The sequence below is a fragment of the Streptomyces aurantiaciflavus genome (genome assembly GCF_049808595.1).
GTDB lineage: Bacteria > Actinomycetota > Actinomycetes > Streptomycetales > Streptomycetaceae > Streptomyces.
In genome coordinates, this window is record NZ_JBNCAQ010000001.1 from 179046 (window position 1) to 197438 (window position 18393).

Annotated in this window: 16 protein-coding genes; 10 read left to right on the forward strand and 6 right to left on the reverse strand. The window is 71.6% G+C overall.

The features are described 5' to 3' along the window. The first annotated feature begins 235 nt into the window (after positions 1-235). The 6 genes from ACPT94_RS00700 to ACPT94_RS00725 all read left to right on the forward strand — a co-directional run bounded on the left by ACPT94_RS00700 (position 236) and on the right by ACPT94_RS00725 (position 5701). Positions 236-1303 (forward strand): ABC transporter substrate-binding protein, encoded by a 1068-nt coding sequence (locus tag ACPT94_RS00700; protein WP_425244787.1) that lies wholly within the window; start codon positions 236-238, stop codon positions 1301-1303. Positions 1304-1308: 5 nt separating this feature from the next. Continuing rightward, entirely contained in the window at positions 1309-2151 is an 843-nt protein-coding gene (locus ACPT94_RS00705) for an ABC transporter permease (protein ID WP_360340711.1), read from the forward strand. After that, positions 2127-2843 (forward strand): ABC transporter ATP-binding protein, encoded by a 717-nt coding sequence (locus ACPT94_RS00710; RefSeq protein WP_360340708.1) that lies wholly within the window; start codon positions 2127-2129, stop codon positions 2841-2843. Before ACPT94_RS00705 ends, ACPT94_RS00710 begins: the two co-directional genes overlap by 25 nt. Positions 2844-3000: 157 nt before the next feature. Then, positions 3001-4350, forward strand: coding sequence for an LLM class flavin-dependent oxidoreductase (locus ACPT94_RS00715; protein ID WP_425244788.1), 1350 nt, complete (start codon positions 3001-3003; stop codon positions 4348-4350). Between the two features lie 11 nt (positions 4351-4361). Continuing rightward, positions 4362-5252 (forward strand): TauD/TfdA dioxygenase family protein, encoded by an 891-nt coding sequence (locus tag ACPT94_RS00720; RefSeq protein ID WP_425244789.1) that lies wholly within the window; start codon positions 4362-4364, stop codon positions 5250-5252. 224 nt (positions 5253-5476) lie between these two features. Further along, positions 5477-5701, forward strand: a complete 225-nt coding sequence (locus ACPT94_RS00725; RefSeq protein ID WP_360340699.1) for a hypothetical protein — start codon at positions 5477-5479, stop codon at positions 5699-5701. Here ACPT94_RS00725 and ACPT94_RS00730 read toward each other — a convergent pair. Then, positions 5698-6342: a mycothiol-dependent nitroreductase Rv2466c family protein gene (locus ACPT94_RS00730; protein WP_425244790.1), complete on the reverse strand. Its 645-nt coding sequence runs from the start codon at positions 6340-6342 to the stop codon at positions 5698-5700. The two genes, ACPT94_RS00725 and ACPT94_RS00730, sit on opposite strands and share 4 nt — an antisense overlap. Positions 6343-6504: 162 nt before the next feature. On the opposite strand from ACPT94_RS00730, the gene pepN reads away from it, so the two are divergent. Together pepN and ACPT94_RS00740 are read left to right on the forward strand one after the other, a co-directional pair. Beyond that, positions 6505-9084 (forward strand): aminopeptidase N, encoded by a 2580-nt coding sequence (gene pepN / locus ACPT94_RS00735; protein ID WP_360340693.1) that lies wholly within the window; start codon positions 6505-6507, stop codon positions 9082-9084. Between the two features lie 206 nt (positions 9085-9290). Then, positions 9291-10352: a hypothetical protein gene (locus ACPT94_RS00740; protein WP_425244791.1), complete on the forward strand. Its 1062-nt coding sequence runs from the start codon at positions 9291-9293 to the stop codon at positions 10350-10352. Between the two features lie 382 nt (positions 10353-10734). Here the strand turns inward: ACPT94_RS00740 and ACPT94_RS00745 are convergent, their stop codons facing one another. Genes ACPT94_RS00745 through ACPT94_RS00755 form a run of 3 tightly spaced genes read right to left on the reverse strand, consistent with a single transcriptional unit; the run spans position 10735 to position 12546 of the window. Further along, positions 10735-11199, reverse strand: coding sequence for an NUDIX hydrolase (locus tag ACPT94_RS00745; protein ID WP_360349031.1), 465 nt, complete (start codon positions 11197-11199; stop codon positions 10735-10737). 9 nt (positions 11200-11208) lie between these two features. Beyond that, positions 11209-12096: a pyridoxamine 5'-phosphate oxidase family protein gene (locus tag ACPT94_RS00750; RefSeq protein ID WP_425244792.1), complete on the reverse strand. Its 888-nt coding sequence runs from the start codon at positions 12094-12096 to the stop codon at positions 11209-11211. 3 nt (positions 12097-12099) lie between these two features. Continuing rightward, positions 12100-12546: a VOC family protein gene (locus ACPT94_RS00755; protein WP_360349025.1), complete on the reverse strand. Its 447-nt coding sequence runs from the start codon at positions 12544-12546 to the stop codon at positions 12100-12102. 123 nt (positions 12547-12669) lie between these two features. Here ACPT94_RS00755 and ACPT94_RS00760 point away from each other — a divergent pair, with 123 nt between their 5' ends. Together ACPT94_RS00760 and ACPT94_RS00765 are read left to right on the forward strand one after the other, a co-directional pair. Further along, positions 12670-13203: a CGNR zinc finger domain-containing protein gene (locus ACPT94_RS00760; protein WP_360349023.1), complete on the forward strand. Its 534-nt coding sequence runs from the start codon at positions 12670-12672 to the stop codon at positions 13201-13203. 325 nt (positions 13204-13528) lie between these two features. Beyond that, the gene (locus ACPT94_RS00765; protein ID WP_425244793.1) at positions 13529-16837 is read left to right on the forward strand and encodes a S8 family serine peptidase; all 3309 of its coding nucleotides are present in this window, start codon (positions 13529-13531) and stop codon (positions 16835-16837) included. Positions 16838-16890: 53 nt separating this feature from the next. Here the strand turns inward: ACPT94_RS00765 and ACPT94_RS00770 are convergent, their stop codons facing one another. Both ACPT94_RS00770 and ACPT94_RS00775 read right to left on the reverse strand, forming a co-directional pair. Further along, on the reverse strand, positions 16891-17739 hold the full coding sequence (locus ACPT94_RS00770; protein WP_360349017.1) for a hypothetical protein: 849 nt from the start codon (positions 17737-17739) through the stop codon (positions 16891-16893). A gap of 1 nt (position 17740) precedes the next feature. Continuing rightward, positions 17741-18274 carry a sigma-70 family RNA polymerase sigma factor gene (locus ACPT94_RS00775; protein ID WP_360349014.1) on the reverse strand — a complete coding sequence of 178 codons (534 nt, stop codon included), beginning with the start codon at positions 18272-18274 and terminating at the stop codon, positions 17741-17743. Positions 18275-18393 lie beyond the last annotated feature (119 nt).

An 18393-nucleotide genomic window follows, 5' to 3' on the forward strand; every position in this document is an offset into this window, starting at 1 on the left:
GACAGGAGTCGAGCGTGACCTGGAACATTTTCCTCATGAGCTGTCGCACCCTCTGTTGCTGACGCCCCGGCGCGCCGGGAGCGCGTCCTTCTTCCTGCCTTTCACGGCATGAATCCACCTGTGTGAATTCCTTTCTCCGGCCGTACCCCGGCCGGCCCCTGTCCCACCCGGAATTCCGCCTGCCTCGGCATGCCTTCGCCTGCTTTTCCGCACCTTTTCCCCTGGGGGTCCTCCCATGCCCGTTTCCCGTACGCCCGGTGTCGACCGGCGCCTCTTCCTCGCCTCCGTGCTCGGTGTCACCGCCGCTGCCGCCGGCCTGAGCGGCTGCGCCGAGAGCAGCGCGGCCACCGGGTCCAAGGGCGCCTCAGCGGCCCCGCTCGCCGACAAGGTGCCCGCCGGCACGAGCCTGAAGATCGCCTCCTTCCAGAACACCCAGCAGCTCCAGTTCAGGCTGGCGAAACTGCCCGAGCTGCCGTTCACGGTGTCGAGCTGGCTGAACATCGGCGCCGGTCCCGACGTCATCAACGCCTTCCGCGCGAAATCCCTCGACCTCGCCAACAACGCGGGCATCCCGCCCATCCAGGCGCATTTCCAGGGCTTCGACGCGAAGATCGTCGCGATCAACATCACGCGCAAGCCGAACTACCTCTTCGCCACCAAGCCCGGCAGCGACATCCGCGGTGTCGAGGACTTCAAGGGCAGGAAGCTCGCCTTCTCGCAGGGGCAGGCGCAGGGCGTCGTGCTGCTGCGGGCGCTGAAGAAGGCGGGTCTGAAGTACGACGACGTGGACCTGGTCCCGCTGACCAGCAACCAGTTCCTCACCGCCCTGCAGTCGGGCCAGGTGGACATCGCGCCGCTCGGCAACACGCAGGCGCCCGCCTATCTGGCGCAGTACGAGTCCAAGGGCGCCCGCACCATCACCACCGACGTCGTCGACCTGCTCAACCTGCTGTGGGCGCCGGTCTCCGTGCTCGACGACCGGGCCAAGGCCGCCGCGATCGCCGCGTACATCCCGCAGTGGGCCCAGGGCCAGGTGTGGCAGTACGAGAACCCGGACGTCTGGAACCGGGAGTTCTACGTCAAGACGCAGAACCTGACCCTCGCCCAGGCGCAGTCCATCACCGCCCTCGCCAACAAGCCGCTGTTCCCGCCGAGCTGGGACGAGGCGATCAAGTGGGAGCAGGAGACCGCGGATCTGCTCGCGGAGGGCGGGTTCGTGAAGAAGTTCGACGTCGGCGAGCTCTTCGACCACCGCTTCGAGGGCATCGCCGCGAAGTCCGTACCGGCCGAGTACCGGAAGTGACCGCCATGACCACGACCACCCTGAACACGGCCGCCCCCGTCGTCGTCGCCGACGAGCGGCCCCGCACCCGCCGCCGCGGGCTCGCCCCCGGCAAACGTCTGCCCGCCGCCCGGCTCACCGGGCCCCTGCTGCTGCTCGCCCTGTGGGCCGCCGCCTCCGCCGCCGGGCGGCTCGACCCGGCCGCGATCCCGGCGCCCTGGACGGTGGTGGAGACCGGCGCCCATCTGTGGACGGACGGGACGCTGACCACCGACATCCTCACCTCGCTGCAGCGGGCCGGTTCCGGCTTCGCGATCGGTCTGACCGCCGGGACCGTGCTCGCGCTGGCGTCCGGGCTCACCCGCACCGGGGAGGCGCTGATCGACGGGACGGTCAACCTCAACCGGGCCATCCCGACCCTCGGTCTGATCCCGCTGTTCATCCTCTGGCTGGGCATCGGCGAGACCTTCAAGATCGCGATCATCGCCATCGTCGTCTACGTCCCGATCTACCTGAACACCCATGCCGCGCTGGCCGGCATCGACCACCGGTTCGTCGAACTCGCCGAGGTGCAGGGCCTGTCGAAGCTGCGCTTCATCCGGGAGATCGTCGTCCCCGGCGCCCTGCCCGGGTTCTTCGTGGGGCTGCGGCTCGGCGTGACCGGGTCCTGGCTGGGCCTGGTGGTGCTGGAGCAGATCAACGCCACCAGCGGCCTCGGCTACATGATGTTCCAGGCCCAGAACTACGGCCAGTCGGACGTCATCCTCGTCGGCCTGGTCGTCTACGGGATCTTCGGTCTCGTCTCCGACAGCACGGTCCGCCTCATCGAACGGAGGGTGCTGTCATGGCGCCGCACACTGAGCAGCTGACCCGTCCCGCCGTGCGGCTCAGGAGCCTCACCCGCTCCTTCGACGGGCGTACGGTCCTCGACGGCGTCGACCTCGACATCCCCGCCGGCCAGTTCGTGGCCCTGCTCGGGCACAGCGGCTCCGGCAAGAGCACCCTGCTGCGGGCGGTCGCCGGCCTCGACCACGAGGTCACCGGGAGCGGGCAGCTCAGCGCGCCGGAACGGGTGTCCGTGGTGTTCCAGGACTCCCGGCTGCTGCCCTGGCGGCGGGTGCTGGCCAACGTGCTGCTCGGGCTCGACGGCAAGGAGGCCGAGCAGCGGGGCCGCGAGGCCCTCGCCGAGGTGGGTCTCGCGGGCCGTGAGCGGGCCTGGCCCAACGAGCTGTCCGGCGGCGAGGCCCAGCGCGCCGCCCTGGCCCGCTCGCTGGTGCGCGAGCCGGAACTCCTGCTCGCCGACGAGCCGTTCGGCGCGCTCGACGCCCTCACCCGTATCAGGATGCACGCCCTGCTGCGCGAGCTGTGGGAGCGCCACCGGCCCTCCGTGCTGCTCGTCACCCACGACGTGGACGAGGCGATCGTGCTCGCCGACCGGGTCCTCGTCCTCGACCACGGCCGTATCGGCCTCGACCTGACCATCGACAGCGATGCGCGTGCCCGCGGCGAGTACCGGGGGCGGCTGCTCGCGGCGCTGGGTGTGACGGAGGACGTCAGGTGACCGCCGGCCGCAGTGACCGTCTGCCGGGGGCTGCCGCCCCCGGGCCCCCGCTTCGGCCCCGAGCGGGCCTCGTTCTCGAGCGCCGGACCGGCTGAACGTTTTGAACCGGCGCTCGCCAGTCACCGTCCGACACCCTGTCCGTAGCAAAGGACACCGCATGCCCCGGCAACTCCACCTCAACGCGTTCCTCATGAACACCGGCCACCACGAAGCCTCGTGGCGGCTTCCGGAGAGCGATCCCCACGCCCATGTCGAGCTCGACCACTACGTACGGCTCGCCCGGATCGCCGAACGCGGCACCTTCGACTCGCTCTTCCTCGCCGACGGCCCCCAGCTGTGGGGCACGGTCGCCCAGCGCCCGGCCGGCGCGCTGGAGCCGCTCACGCTGCTGACCGCGCTGGCCACGGCGACCGAGCACATCGGCCTGATCGCCACCGCCTCCACCTCCTACAACTCCCCCTACAACCTGGCCCGCAAGTTCGCCTCGCTCGACATCATCAGCGGGGGCCGGGCGGGCTGGAACATCGTCACCACCGCCGGCGCCGAGGCCGCCCGCAACTTCGGGCTCGACGCCGAACCCGCCCACGCCGAGCGGTACGCCCGCGCCGCCGAGTTCCTCGACGTGGCGCTGAAGCTGTGGGACAGCTGGGAGGACGACGCGATCGTCGCCGACAAGGCGTCCGGCGTCTGGGGCGACGACGCGAAGATCCACCCGCCCCGGCACCAGGGGACGTACTTCAGCGTCGAGGGGGCCCTCAACGTCCCCCGCACCCCTCAGGGTTATCCCCTGCTGGTGCAGGCGGGCTCCTCGCAGGACGGCAAGGCGTTCGCGGCCCGGTACGCGGAGGCGGTGTTCACCGCCCAGCAGACCCTCGCCGACGCGCAGGCCTTCTACGCCGACCTCAAGGCACGGACGGTGGCGGCCGGCCGGGACCCCGAGCACCTCAAGGTGCTGCCCGGGATCGTGCCGGTGATCGGCTCGACGGAGGCGGAGGCGCTGGCCCACGAGCGGATCCTGGAGGAGCACATCGTGCACGAGCACGGTGTGCGGCGGCTGGAGCAGCTGCTCCAACTGGAGCCGGGATCACTGGAGCTGGACGCGCGGCTCCCGGCCGATCTGCCGTCGGAGGACGCCGTCGAGGGCGCCAAGAGCCGCTACACGCTCGTGGTGGAGCTGGCCCGGCGCGAACACCTCACCGTGCGGCAGCTGATCGGCCGGCTCGGCGGCGGACGCGGGCACCTCACCTTCGCCGGGACACCCGAACAGGTCGCCGACAAGATCGAGACCTGGTTCACCGAGGGCGCCGCCGACGGCTTCAACATCATGCCCGCGGTCCTGCCGTCCGGCCTCGACGCCTTCGTCGACCACGTCGTCCCGCTCCTGCGCGCCCGCGGCCTGCTCCGCGGGGAGTACGGCCCCCGCCGGACCCTGCGGGAGCGCTACGGCCTCCCCCGCCCCGCCAACCAGTACGCCCAGGCCCCCGAACCCGCCCACGCCCTCGTCTGAAAGGACCCGCCATGCCCCTCGACATCCGCAAGGTCACCGCGAACATCGGCGCCCAGGTCTCCGGCGCCGACCTCGCGGCGCCCCTCGACGACGACACGGTCGCCGCCCTGCGCGAGGCCCTCAACATCCACAAGGCCCTGGTCTTCGACGACGTCGACCTCGACGACGAGGGCCAGCAGGCCTTCGCCCGCCACTTCGGCGACCTCACCACCGCCCACCCGACGGTGCCGGCCGTCGACGGCGCCCCGAACGTGCTGCCCGTCGACAGCGAGCAGGGCAGCGCCAACCACTGGCACACCGACGTGACCTTCGTCCTCAACCCGCCGCAGGCCAGCACCCTGCGCAGCATCACACTCCCGCCGTACGGCGGCGAGACCCTGATCGCCAACGCGGCGGCCGCCTACCGCCAACTGCCCGAGCCGCTGCGCCGGCTGGCCGACGGCCTGTGGGCGGAGCACACCAACGACTACGACTACGCGGTCCCGGTCGAGGACATCGACGAGGAACGGGCCGCCCAGCGCGCCCGGTTCACGTCCATCAAGTACCGCACCGCCCACCCCGTCGTCCGCGTCCACCCCCTGACCGGCGAACGCGGGCTGTTCATCGGTGGATTCGCCCAGCGGATCGTCGGCCTGTCGGTGGGCGAGTCCCGCAGGATCCTGGACCTGCTCCAGTCGTACGTCACCCGGCCGGAGAACGTCCTGCGCCACCGCTGGTCGCCGAACCAGCTCGTCCTCTTCGACAACCGCATCACCCAGCACTACGCCATCGACAACTACGACAAGCTGCCGCGCCGTCTGCACCGGGTGACCGTCGCCGGTGACGTCCCGGTCGGCGTCGAGGGCAAGGAGAGCTGGTCGGTGGAGGGCGACGCGGCGCACTACACGCCCGTGGCGGCGTAGACACGGTCCGCGCCCGGCGCGTCCGGATGGCGGGCGGCTCCTCCGTGCGAGCGGAGGGGCCGCCCGGGCGGCCTCGTGGGTGTCGTCGGCCGTGGCAGGCCGGTGCCGGCGTCCGGGAACCGGCGGACGCCGGCCTTGCGGACGTGCCCCCGCGAGAAGCCTCGCGGGGGCTTTCGGCGGGCGGGATTCCGGGCCATCGTGGCGGGATGCCGATGGAGAGGACGATGCCCTGCCACACGTGCGGTACGTACCAGCCGCACCGGCAGGTCAAGGACGACCGGGAACGCGACGTCATCCGCGAACTCAAGGGGCTCGGGCCCCGCGCGTACGTGGACGAGTACTGGATCTGCGTCAGCACCGAGCGCGACTGCCGTAACATCCGCACCGGCCACCGGGCCAAGCCCCTGAACCCGCCGCAGAAGATGCCCGAGCCCGATGAGGAGGGTTAGAGGTTGCTGAAGTCCGGGCCCTTGGTGCGGGTGCGCTTGAGCTCGTAGAAGCCGGGGACCGAGGCGACCGCGAGGGTGCCGTCCCAGAGGCGGGCGGCCTCCTCGCCCTTGGGGGCGGGGGTGACGACCGGGCCGAAGAAGGCGATCTGCTCGCCGTCGGGGCCGGGCACGGCGATGACCGGGGTGCCGACGTCCTGGCCGACCTTCTCGATGCCCTCCTTGTGGGAGGCGCGCAGCTCGGCGTCGAACTCGAAGTCCTCCTGGTCGGCGTAGTCGATCAGGTCGGCGGGCAGTCCGGCGTCCGCGAGGGCGCCGGCGATCGCCTCCAGGGTGGGGCCCTCGCCGTTGTTGTGGAAGCGGGTGCCGAGCGCGGTGTAGAGCGGGCCGAGGACGTCGGCGCCGTGCTTCTGCCAGGCGGCGGTCACCACACGCACGGGCTTCCACGCCTTGGTGGCGAGCATCTCCCGGTACTCCTCGGGCAGCTCGTCGATCCTGTCCTCGTTGAGGACGGCGAGGCTCATCACATGCCAGCGGACCTCGATGTCACGGACCTTCTCCACTTCCAGCACCCAGCGGGAGGTCATCCAGGCCCAGGGGCACAGCGGGTCGAACCAGAAGTCGACGGGGGTCTTCTCCGGCATGTCTCTCCTCAAGGCGAACCGTTTCCCTGGTGAACGCCGCCGTCCTCGCCGGTCATTCCCCGCCCGTTCGGCCGGTTGCTCCCTGCTGCCCGGCGTCAGGGGCGCGTGGCAGGATCGGTCCTGTTCGGAACCTGCCGTCAACGCCCTGAGGGAGTACCGCCCGTGCCCGGTGAGAACCTGTCCCGCGACGAGGCCCGGGAGCGGGCCGCCCTGCTCTCCGTCGACGGCTACGACGTGTCGCTCGACGTGCGGTCGGCGGTGGGCGACCAGGCCGGGGACGGTCCGCGCACCTTCCGCTCGGTCACCACGATCCGCTTCCGCTGCAACGAGCCCGGCGCGTCGAGCTTCGCGGACCTCGTCGCACCGAGTGTGACCGCCGTCACCCTCAACGGCCGTGATCTCGACCCCGGTGAGGTCTTCGACGGCGCCCGGATCCTGCTGGAGGACCTCGCCGCCGAGAACGAGCTGGTCGTCGACGCCCAGTGCGCCTACTCCCGCAGCGGCGAGGGCCTGCACCGCTTCGTCGACCCCGAGGACGGCGAGGTCTACCTCTACACGCAGTACGAGCCGGCCGACGCCCGCCGTGTCTTCGCGAACTTCGAGCAGCCGGACCTCAAGGCTCCCTTCCGCTTCGAGGTGCGGGCGCCCGAGGAGTGGGTGGTGTGGAGCAACGGCGTCGGCGAGCGCACGGACGGGGTGTGGCGGTTCGCGGAGACGAAGCCGATCTCGACGTACATCACCTGTGTGGTGGCGGGGCCCTATCACTACGTGACGGACTCCTACGAACGCGTGTTCGAGGACGGTACGCGGCTGGAGATCCCGCTCGGCGCGCTGTGCCGCAAGGGCCTCGCGCCCCACTTCGACGCCGACGACGTCTTCCTGATCACCAAGCAGGGCCTGGACTTCTTCCACGACCACTTCGACTACCCGTACCCCTTCGGGAAGTACGACCAGGCCTTCGTACCCGAGTACAACCTGGGGGCGATGGAGAACCCGGGGCTGGTGACCTTCCGGGAGGAGTACATCTTCCGGGGCAAGGTCACGCAGGCGTCGTACGAGGCGCGGGCGACCGTCGTCCTGCACGAGATGGCGCACATGTGGTTCGGCGACCTGGTCACCATGGAGTGGTGGGACGACCTGTGGCTGAAGGAGTCCTTCGCGGACTTCATGGGCACCTTCTCCCTGGTCGGCGCGACCCGCTTCACCGACGGATGGATCACCTTCGCCAACCGCCGCAAGGCCTGGGCCTACCGCGCCGACCAGCTCCCCTCCACCCACCCGATCACGGCGGACATCCGCGACCTGCAGGACGCCAAGCTCAACTTCGACGGCATCACCTACGCCAAGGGCGCCTCCGTGCTGAAGCAGCTGGTGGCGTACGTCGGGCAGGACGCGTTCCTGGAGGGCGCCCGCCGCTACTTCAAGCGGCACGCCTACGGCAACACGCGCCTCGGTGACCTGCTGTCGGTGCTGGCCGAGACCAGCGGACGGGACATGGCGGCCTGGTCGCGGTCCTGGCTGCAGACGGCCGGGGTGAACTCGCTGACGCCGCAGGTGCTGCTGGACACGCAGGGCCGGATCAGCGAGCTGGCGGTGCTCCAGGACGCTCCTGAGGAGCACCCCGAGCTGCGGCCGCACCGGGTGGCGATCGGCCTGTACCGCCGGGAGGAGGGCCGTCTGGTGCGGTACGCCCGCACCGAGACGGACGTCGACGGCGTACGGACGGTCGTGACCGAGCTCGCGGGCCAGGAGGCCCCGGAGCTGGTCCTGGTCAACGACGAGGACCTGACGTACTGCAAGATCCGGTTCGACGAGACCTCGCTGCACACGCTGCGTTCGCACCTGGGTGACATCACGGACCCGCTGGCCCGCGCCCTGTGCTGGTCGGCGCTGTGGAACCTCACTCGGGACGCGCTGCTGCCCGCGCGGGACTTCATCGGCCTGGTGCTGCGGTTCGCGGGGCGCGAGTCCGACATCGGGGTGCTGCAGATGCTGCACGCCTGGGCGGAGTCGGCGCTGGTGCACTACGTGGCGCCGCCGCTGCGCAGCACCGGTGAGCGGCTGCTGGCCGAGGGCGCGCTGAGGGAGCTGCGGGCGGCCGAGCCGGGCAGCGAGCACCAGCTGGCCTGGGCGCGCTTCTTCGCGTCGGCGGCGTCCTCCGCCTCCGACTTCGAGCTGCTCCAGGGGCTGCTGGACGGCACGGTGAAGATCGACGGCCTGGAGGTGGACCAGGAGCTGCGCTGGGCGTTCCTGGAGCCGCTGGCGGCGCACGGCGTCGCGGACGAGTCGGTGCTCGCGGCCGAACTGGCGCGTGACGACACGGCGTCCGGCAAGCGCCACCAGGTCCGCTGCCTCGCCGCCCGCCCGTCGGCGGCGGTCAAGGCGCAGGCGTGGGCCCAGCTGGTGGAGTCCGACGCCCTGTCCAACGCCCTGGTGGAGGCGACGATCGCGGGCTTCAACCAGCCCTCGCAGCGCGAGCTGCTCGCCCCGTACGCGGAGAAGTACTTCTCCGTGATCGCGCGCATCTGGTCCGAGCGTTCCATCCAGATCGCGATGACCATCGTCAAGGGCCTGTTCCCCTCCCTTCAGGACTCCCCGGCGACCCTGGTGGAGGCGGACGTCTGGCTGGCGGCGCACGAGTCGGCGCCCCCGGCGTTGCGCCGCCTGGTCCTGGAGGCGTGGGACGACCTGGCGCGGGGGCTGCGCGGGCAGGCCCGCGACGCGAGGGCCGAGCACGCCTGACCTATGGCCATGGATTCCGCGGACCGTCACCGTTACGGAATTCAGGCAATCGGAACCGTAACCCCTGGCTCCCACCGGATGGACCAGGGGTTTTCGGCGCCTACTCGGCACCCGAACACCTGTCCTTTAGGACGAGCTTGTCCGCATTTGTCGACGGACGTGTAACAGCGGTTAAAGGGCCGATCGGACGCGGGAATCTGCGATGCATGAACCACAACACGCCGCTCCCCCCGGCCTCCCCCCGCCCCGTCCGCCACCTTTCGGACGTGCACCGCCGCGTCATGACGGCGGCTCAGCTCCGCTCGCACGGCGTCCCGCCGGCCGAGACCGTCGAGCAGTGCCGCCCCGGCGGCCCCTGGCAGCAGGTCCTCCCGGGTGTGTACCTGCTCCACCCGGGACCGCCGACCAGCGAGGAGCGGCTGCACCTGGTCCTGCTGTACGCGGCCCGCGAGGTGTCCACCTCCGGGGTGCCGGTCCAGCCGGGCGCCGGGGAACCGCACCGCCCGTTGTACGCGGAGGCGATGATCACCGGCCTCGCGGCGCTCACCCTGCACGGCTTCACCTCCGCGCCCCCGCTGCCCTCCCTGGAGCGGATCGACGTCCTGGTCCCCCGGCTGCGCCGGCTGCGCTCCACGGGCTGCGCGCACATCGTCCGCACGTCCTCCCTCCCGGCCCCCGAGCAGGTCACCGGCGTCCCCGTGGCCCCGGTGCCGCGCGCCCTCGCCGACGCGGTGGCCCAGCTGAGAGACGCGGGTTCGGTACGGCAGCTGCTGTCGGAGGCGGTGCGCGCCGGGCACTGCGAACCGGCGGCGGTGGTACGGGAGTTGAACCTGGCGAAGCTGCTGAGCCGCCCGCACGTGGTGGACGCCGTGGACTCGCTGCTCGCCGAGGGCCGGGCGATCGCGGAGGCCCGCCTGTACACGATGGTCCGCGAGTACGCCCTCCCCGACCCGGTCTGGAACGTCGACCTCCGCCTGCCGGGCGGCCCCCACCTCGGCGGAGTCGACGCGTACTGGCCGGACCACGCGGTGGCGGTGGAGCTGGACACACGCGCCCCGCGCCAGGGCCACCGGCAGGAGGACGACGCCCTCTGGTCCGAGTACGCCCGCAAGCGCGAGCATCTGGAGCGGCTGGGCATCACGGTCGTGTACATCACCCCGAGGAAACTCCGGGACGCGATGGAACAGCAGGCGACGGTCGTCCGTACGGCCCTGATGGCGTCGGGGGACCGCGATCCGGCCGCACATGTCGTGGTGCTGCCCCGGTAGGAGGGGGACCGGGGAGGCATCAGGAGGGGAGAGGAGGGCCACCGGCAGCCGGTGGCCCTCCTCGTTGCCGCCGGGCGGACCCTAGTGCCGCGACAGGCAACGTTCGCCCCGTCGCGACGCCCGGCACACCCTCTCGCCGCACCGGCCGAAAGCCCAAGTACATCCAGTACGAGGGCTTCCGGCCGGCACACCGAGAGCACGCTCCCCCACCCTCGAACCGGCTTCGCACGGCTCGGGCGGGAGGTACCCCCACGACCCCGCTCCTCAACGGGCAAACGTTGCCTGCCGCGGCACTAGCCGTCCCCCGGGAGGGGAACGCGGTCCGCGCGGCCCGCGTGCACCCGGTCGATGAGGGCCGCGTACCGCGCCGGGTGCGCGGGACTCACGCCTTCGGCGGCACGGACACCCGCCCGGTCACCGGCCGTTCCCGCCACAGCCGCAGCGCCACGTCGACCAGCCGTACCCGGGTCAGCCCGGGCACGGCGTCCAGGTCGTGCCAGGCGGCCATGTCGGTGGAGCCGTCGACCTCGTTGCGCAGTTCGCCGCCGACGACCCGCCCCTCGTAGACGATCCGCACGCCGTGATGGTCCACGGGCCCGCGCAGGCCCTCGCGGCGGAAGACGTGGTGGGAGGAGTCCATGCCGAGCAGACCGGTCACCTCGACCCGGTAGCCGGTCTCCTCCTCCAGCTCCCGCACGACGGTGTCGTGGGGATCCTCGCCGTGCTCCATGCCGCCGCCGGGCAGCACCCACTCCGGGGTACCGTCGGCCGCGGGCGAGCGGGCGAGCAGGATATGGCCGTCACGGACACAGACGGCGTAGGCCGCCACCCTCAACTTCTTGCGCACACAGGGACGTTAACCGGTCGGGTCCGGGTTGGCAGGTGAGTATTGGGGCGCGGACCAGCGCAGTGGGAGCGCGGAGGGGGTGTCGACCGTCCCCGTCGGGGTGAAGTGGACCGTGCGTGCGCCGTCGGGCGCGAACTCGGTGCGGGCCTCGCCCGTGAGCTGGAGCGTGCGGCCCGTCGTCCAGTCGAGGAACAGCAGGCCCGCGCGCGGGTCGGCGGCGAGGTTGCCCAGGGTGAGGAACATGGAGTTGCCCGGGTAGTCGCGCCAGGTCAGTTCGCGCGGTGAGACGACGCGCACGAAGCCGGGATTGCCGCCGCGGTGGCTGGCGTCGGCGCCGTCCGGGTGCACGCTGGCCAGGAAGAAGGTGTCGGAGGCGGCGACGAACGCGGCCTGCGCGGGGGTGAGTCCGGTGCCGCGCCGGGGCGCGCCCGGACGGCGGTCGGCCACCGTCTCGTACGTCTCCCTCTTCTGCAGGTACTTGGGGCAGTTGGAGAACACCCGGTCGGCCTCGACCGCGAAGCCGCGCGAAGTGGGCCGGAGCCGGCCGTTGAGGCGCATGCGGCGGCGGGTGCGCGGGTCGAGGGCGATCGTGCCGACGGGGGTGCCGGGGGTGGTGAGCGCCGTCGCGAGCGGGTCGGTCGGGGGTGGCCCGCCCACGACGGAGATCTGGTGGGGCCCGGTGGCCCGGACGAAGCCGGGGGTACCCGTGATCACCGATGCCCACACCGCGCCGGCCGCCGGGGTGGCGGCGCCCACGACCAGCAGCGGCTGCAGCTCCAGGAAGGCGGCGGCGACGGGTTTGATGCCCCGGCCGACGGACCGGCCGACGTGATCGGCGAGGTCACGCACGCCCAGCCGGTCCTGCAGGGCGCGCGAGCCGGCGTGATAGACCCCCATGGCCTAGAAGAATCCGCAGGTCGGAGCAGAGGCGCCGCCGGGCGCCGGGGCCCCTTCCACGCCCTCCGGCACCGAGATCTCCAGGCGGACGCCGTCCGGGTCGTGGAAGAAGAGGCCGCCCGAGGCCGCGCCCTCGCGGTGGGCCACCACACCGTCGTAGGCGAAGTCCACGCCGTACTCCCGCAGGGCCGTCTCGTACGCGCGGACCCGCTCGATCGACCCGGCGTCGAACGCGAGGTGGTGCAGGCCGGAGCGGGTGCGGTCGTACGGGCCCTGCGCCTGCTGCCAGAGGGTGAGGACCAGGTGGTCGCCGTCGCCGAGGAACGCGTACCGCCTGCCCTCCTCCTTGCCCTCTCCGATCAGGGCGAAGCCCAGGACGTCCCGGTAGAACGCGAGCGAGCGGTCGAGGTCGGTGACGTTGAGGCCGATGTGGCCGGTGCGCAAGGTCATGACTGTCTCCTTCAGCTGGTCCGACGACTCTTGATCTAACCCTCGTAATTCACGTTAGTGGTTAGGCATGGGTGCGTCAACCGGTCACGTAACCTTGAGTGGTTAGCAGGGAAGGAGCCCCCGATGTCCGCCACCGCCGATCCGCGCCCCCTCACCGGCGAGCCCCTCGCGCTCGACCTGCTCAACACGCGGTGGATGCGGGAGGGGGCCGTACAGGATCTGCTGCGCGACACGGACGGGCTCGCGGTGTGGCTCGCCGCGAACGGGCTGGACGAGCGGTTCACCGCCGACGCGGCGACCCTGCGCCACGTCCTGTGGGCGCGCGACGCGCTGAAGGCGGCTGTGGACGGATCGGCCACGGAAAGGGTCGACACCGTACTCGAGCACGGACGGATCCGCCCCACGCTCACCGCCGACGGCCCCGGCGAGCGCGCCGAGTTCACCGACGCCGCGTGGGGGCCGGCCTGGCTGGCCGCCCGTGACTACCTGGAGCTACTGGCCACCGCGCCCGACCGGATTCGCGGCTGCGCGCACGAGGCGTGCATCCTGCACTTCTTCGACACCTCACGGAACGGCACCCGCCGCTGGTGCTCGATGGCGGCCTGCGGCAACCGCGCGAAGGCGTCGCGGCACTACGCCCGGTCGAAGGACGCCTGACGCCTGGCGTCCGCCCGGATCCTGACGGGTCCTCATCAGCCCTCACCGGGATTCCACAGGTACCTCGCGGACGACTCACGGGGTTCTGACGGTTATTTGAGGGATGTACCACCTCAACGGGCGACTTGTCCCGTTCGGCGCTGATGCCCGTAAAAGTCATCGCGGGTTTTCCCCATACATGCATATCGATTCGGTCAACTCTCCCCAAACATCTGTCCCTTGCGTAAAGCTGTGCGGTCGTCCGGGATCGCATTCCGGACGCGCGCGATCAGGCAGGAACGGCCCGGTCGCGTGACGCTCGTTCCTTTACCAACAAGGGATGCCGATGACCCACACCCCCCAGCGCGAACCCGCATCGGGCGCCAGACGAGCGGCCCGCATAGCCGTGGCCGCGGGTCTGGTGGCCGCGCTGTCCACGGCCGGCCCGATACCCATGGCCTTCTCCGCCGACCAGACCCCGGCCGCCGCCGACCCGGGCGTGAAGTCCGCGGCCGACAAGCTCGGCTCCGACGACGCGGACGTCCTCGCCGAGGCCAAGGCCGCCGGCGACAAGAACGTCACGATGATGGTCGCGACCGCCCCCGGCCAGACCGAGCAGGTCGCCGAGGAGCTGGACGCGGTCAAGGGCGGTTCCGTGGGCCGCTCCTACGACAAGCTCGGCTACGTCCGCGCCACCGTCCCGACGGCCAAGGCCGACTCGGCCATCGCCGCCGCCGCGAAGCTGTCCTCGGTCCACGCGATCGACCTCAAGCAGGAGATCGTCCTCGACGACCCGACGCCGAGCGCGGACACCGCGAAGGGCGCCGGCGCCGCCGCGACCGCGAAGACCTACCCGGCGCCGAACAAGAAGACGCCCGCGAAGAACCCGTACAACCCGTCCTTCGAGACGGGCGCCGTCGACTTCGTGCAGGACCACCCGAAGGCGGACGGCCGCGGCATCACCATCGGCGTCCTGGACTCCGGCGTGGACCTCGCGCACCCCGCGCTGCAGAAGACCACCACCGGCGAGCGCAAGATCGTCGACTGGGTCACCTCGACCGACCCGATCACCGACGGCGACGCGAGCTGGCGCCCGATGACGACCTCCGTCTCCGGGCCCACCTTCACCTTCGGCGGCCGGACCTGGACGGCGCCCGCGGGCTCGTACAAGATCAACCTGTTCCGGGAGTCGGCCACCGCGGGCGGCGACCAGCAGGGCGACGTCAACCGCGACGGCGACACGACCGACGCCTGGGGTGTGCTGTACGACGCGGCGGCCGGCACGGTCACCGTCGACGTCAACGCCAACGGCGACTTCACCGACGACACCGCCATGAAGCCGTACAAGGACGGCTACCAGGTCGGTTACTTCGGCACCGACAACCCCGCGACCGAGGTCGCCGAGCGCATCCCGTTCGTCGTGGAGTACCGCAAGGACGTCCCGATGGACCCGTTCGGCGGGGACTGGGTCGGCAAGAAGGCCGACTTCGTCAACATCGGCATGATCTCCAGCGAGCACGGCACCCACGTCGCCGGCATCACCGCCGCGAACAGCCTGTTCGGCGGCAGGATGAACGGCGCCGCCCCCGGCGCGAAGATCGTCTCCTCCCGCGCCTGTGTCTTCGGCCCGAGCTGCACCAACGTCGCGCTCACCGAGGGCATGATCGACCTCGTCGCCAACCGCGGCGTCGACATCGTCAACATGTCGATCGGCGGTCTGCCGGCGCTGAACGACGGCAACAACGCCCGCGCCGAGCTGTACACGCGCCTCATCGACACCTACGGCGTCCAGCTGGTGATCTCCGCCGGCAACGAGGGCCCGGGTGCCAACACCATCGGCGACCCCGGCCTGGCCGACAAGGTCATCTCCGTAGGCGCGGCCATCTCCAAGGAGACCTGGGCCGCCAACTACGGGTCGCAGGTGACGAAGAAGTACGCGCTGCTGCCGTTCTCCTCGCGCGGCCCGCGTGAGGACGGCGGCTTCACGCCGACCCTCGTCGCCCCGGGTGCCGCGATCAACACCATCCAGACCTGGCTGCCGGGCGCCCCGGTCGCCGAGTCCGGCTACACGCTGCCGGCCGGCTACGCCATGCTCCAGGGCACGTCGATGTCGTCCCCGCAGGCCGCGGGCGCCTCGGCGCTGCTGCTGAGCGCCGCCAAGCAGAAGGGCATCGCGCTGACGCCCGCCAAGCTGCGCACGGCGCTCACCTCGACCGCCCACCACATCAGTGGCGTGCAGGCCTACGAGGAGGGCGCGGGCGCCATGGACATCGTGGACGCCTGGGACGCCATCAAGGACGGCGCCACCGCCCACGAGTACGCGGTCAAGGCCCCGGTCGACACCGCGATCGACTTCGCGCTGAAGACCCCGGGCTTCGGTACCGGCGTCTACGACCGTGAGGGCGGCCTGAAGGCCGGCCAGAAGAAGACGTACGAGGTCACCATCACCCGTACGACCGGTGCGGACAAGGCGATCCGTCACGAGCTCGAGCTCGAGAACAACGCGGCCGGCACCTTCAGGATCCTCGGCGACGACGAGGTGAAGCTGCCGCTGAACAAGCCGGTCACCGTCAAGATCCAGGCCGCGCCGAAGTCCGCGGGCATCAAGAGCGCGATCCTCGCGGTCGACGACCCGAGGACCGAGGGCGTCGACAAGCAGATCCTGAACACGGTCGTCGTCTCGACGCCGGTGGCGCACACCTTCTCCGCGAAGAGCTCCGTGCAGCGCAACAGCTCGCAGCACTACTTCCTCACCGTGCCCGAGGGCGCCACGTCGCTCGAGGTCGCGATGAGCGGGCTGAAGGACAAGAGCCAGACCCGGTTCATCTCCGTCCACCCGTACGGTGTCGCCGTCGAGGACAGCGCCACCACCAAGTGCTACAACAACTACCTCGACGGCAACGGCTGCAAGCCGGACGCGCGTTCCTACCCCGCCCCGCAGCCCGGCGTCTGGGAGATCGAGGTCGAGTCGCGCCGCACCTCGCCGCTGCTCGACAACCCGTACAAGCTGGACGTCACCGTGTACGGCGCGGCCTTCGACCCGCAGACCGTGACCGTGCCCGAGGCGAAGGTCGGCACCCCGGCCGCCGTCTCCTGGAAGGTGAAGAACAACTTCGCCGCCGTCGACGGCAAGCTCGCGGGCGGTCCGCTCGGCTCGTCCAAGACGGCCCGTCCGACCATCAAGGACCACGAGAACCAGACCTTCACGGTCGAGGTCCCCGCGGGCGCCAAGTCGCTGGACGTCTCCATCGGCAAGGTCTCCGACACCTCCGCCGACCTCGACCTGACGGTGTACGACGCCGCGGGCAACCAGGTCGCGCAGCAGGCCGACGGTGACTCGGAGGAGGCGGTCTCCATCGCGTCGCCCGCCGCCGGCACGTACACGGTCGAGGTCGCGGGCTACTCGGTCCCGTCCGGTTCGACGGAGTACGACTACCTGGACGTGTTCTTCTCGTCCGCGCTCGGCACCGTGAACGTCGACGAGTCGACGCCGGTGAAGCTGGCCACGGGCGCCTCGGCGTCGGTCTCCGCGACCGTCACCGCCCTGGCCCCCGCGCCGGCGGGCCGGGCCTTCTTCGGCCAGGTCCAGCTGGTGAACGCGCGCGGCACCGTCGCGGGCACCGGCAACGTGGCCATCGAGAAGGTCACGCCGTAACCGGCACCGGTTGAAGTGGGGGGCGGGCGTCCGTACGGGCGCCCGCCCCTTCCTCATTCGCAGGTGACGCCGTCCGTGTGGGGCGTCGCCCGGGCGATCGCGGACCGCTCGGCGGCGATGTCGGCCTCGCCGACGGCCCAGACGTCCGGTACCGCCGACCACTTACCCAGGCCGACCAGGACGTGGTCGCCCTCGGCAAGGAGCGGGTCCATGTCCTCCTCCAGCACGAAGCCGGCCTCGGGCGCCGTCTGCTGCTGCGGCTTGTACGAGCGGGTGACGCGCAGGGTGACGCGCTCCTGGCCGGTGCCGGGCACCCGTTCGACGTCCGTCACATCGCCCTCGACGACGAGCCGGGCCTCGCAGGCGAGGTAGGCGGGGTCGCCGAGCAGGCTGCCGTCCCCCGCCTCCGACGACGACGCCGACTTCTCGTCGGCCGCCGCGCCGTCGTCGGCGCCCTTCGACAAGCCGATGCCGCCGACGCCCTGGCCCGCCTGGACGACCAGCCACCCGGCGCCGACGACCAGCGCGCCGGCGGCGGCCACGCCGACGGCCCGCAGGGTGAGGGGGAGGAGCCGGCGCCGGGGCGGGCGGACCGGGCGTACGGCTTCCCCGGCCTTCCGGTCCGGCTCGGCTGCCTCGGCCTGCTCGGGGGCGGGTCCGGTCAGGGCGTCGGCGATGACGCCCAGCTGTTCCCGCAGCAGGGTCACGTCGGCCGTCGCGGCGCGGTGGGCGGCCAGCCGGGCGGGGTCGGTGCGGGCCGCCTCGGGCAGGGGGGCGTCCAGGATCGCGGCCATCAGCGCGTCCATGCCGTCGTGGCCCGCGTCCATGCCGTCGTGGCCCGCGTCCATGCCGTCGCGGCCGTCGTCGCCGTCATGGGTCTCGTGTTCGTGTCCGGCGGTCACGTCACACCACCTCGTCCTCGTGCAGGCGGGCGCGCAGGGCCCGGACCGCCGTGTGCAGGCGGCTCTTGACCGTGCCCTCCGGGACGCCCAGCTCATGGGCGATCGAGCGCACCGGCAGGTCGGCGTAGAAGCGCAGGACGACGACCTGGCGCTGGGCGTCGGGCAGCTCGTCCAGGCCCCGGGCGACGGCGAGGGAGAGCACGCTGGTGTCCTCGCCGGAGGGGTGCTCGTGCTGGCGCAGCGAGGCCAGCCGCTCACCGAGGCGTTCCTGGCGGCGTTTGGCCCGGTGCCAGTCCATGGCCAGGTTGGAGGCGACGACCGCCGCCCACGCGGAGACGTCCCGCGGCGCCTCGTACCCCTTCGCGGCGCGCTCCAGCAGCCGCAGGCGGACCTGCTGCACCCCGTCCGGCAGGTCCGCCTGCGGCACCCCGCCGAGCGCGAGCACCGCCCGCACCCGGCGTTCCTGCGCCGCGTCCAGAGGATCACCGTGTGCCTCCCCCTGGGCGCGGCGGGCCGTTCTGCGCAGCACAGACACCCCTCCCCTCGCCTGCGTTTCCTCTACGACGCCGTAGCGCGCCGAAACGTTCGGCGGAAGCGGCGGGAATCGCGCAGAGGCGTACGTCACACCCCCGCACGGGGCAGCACAGCTTGCGG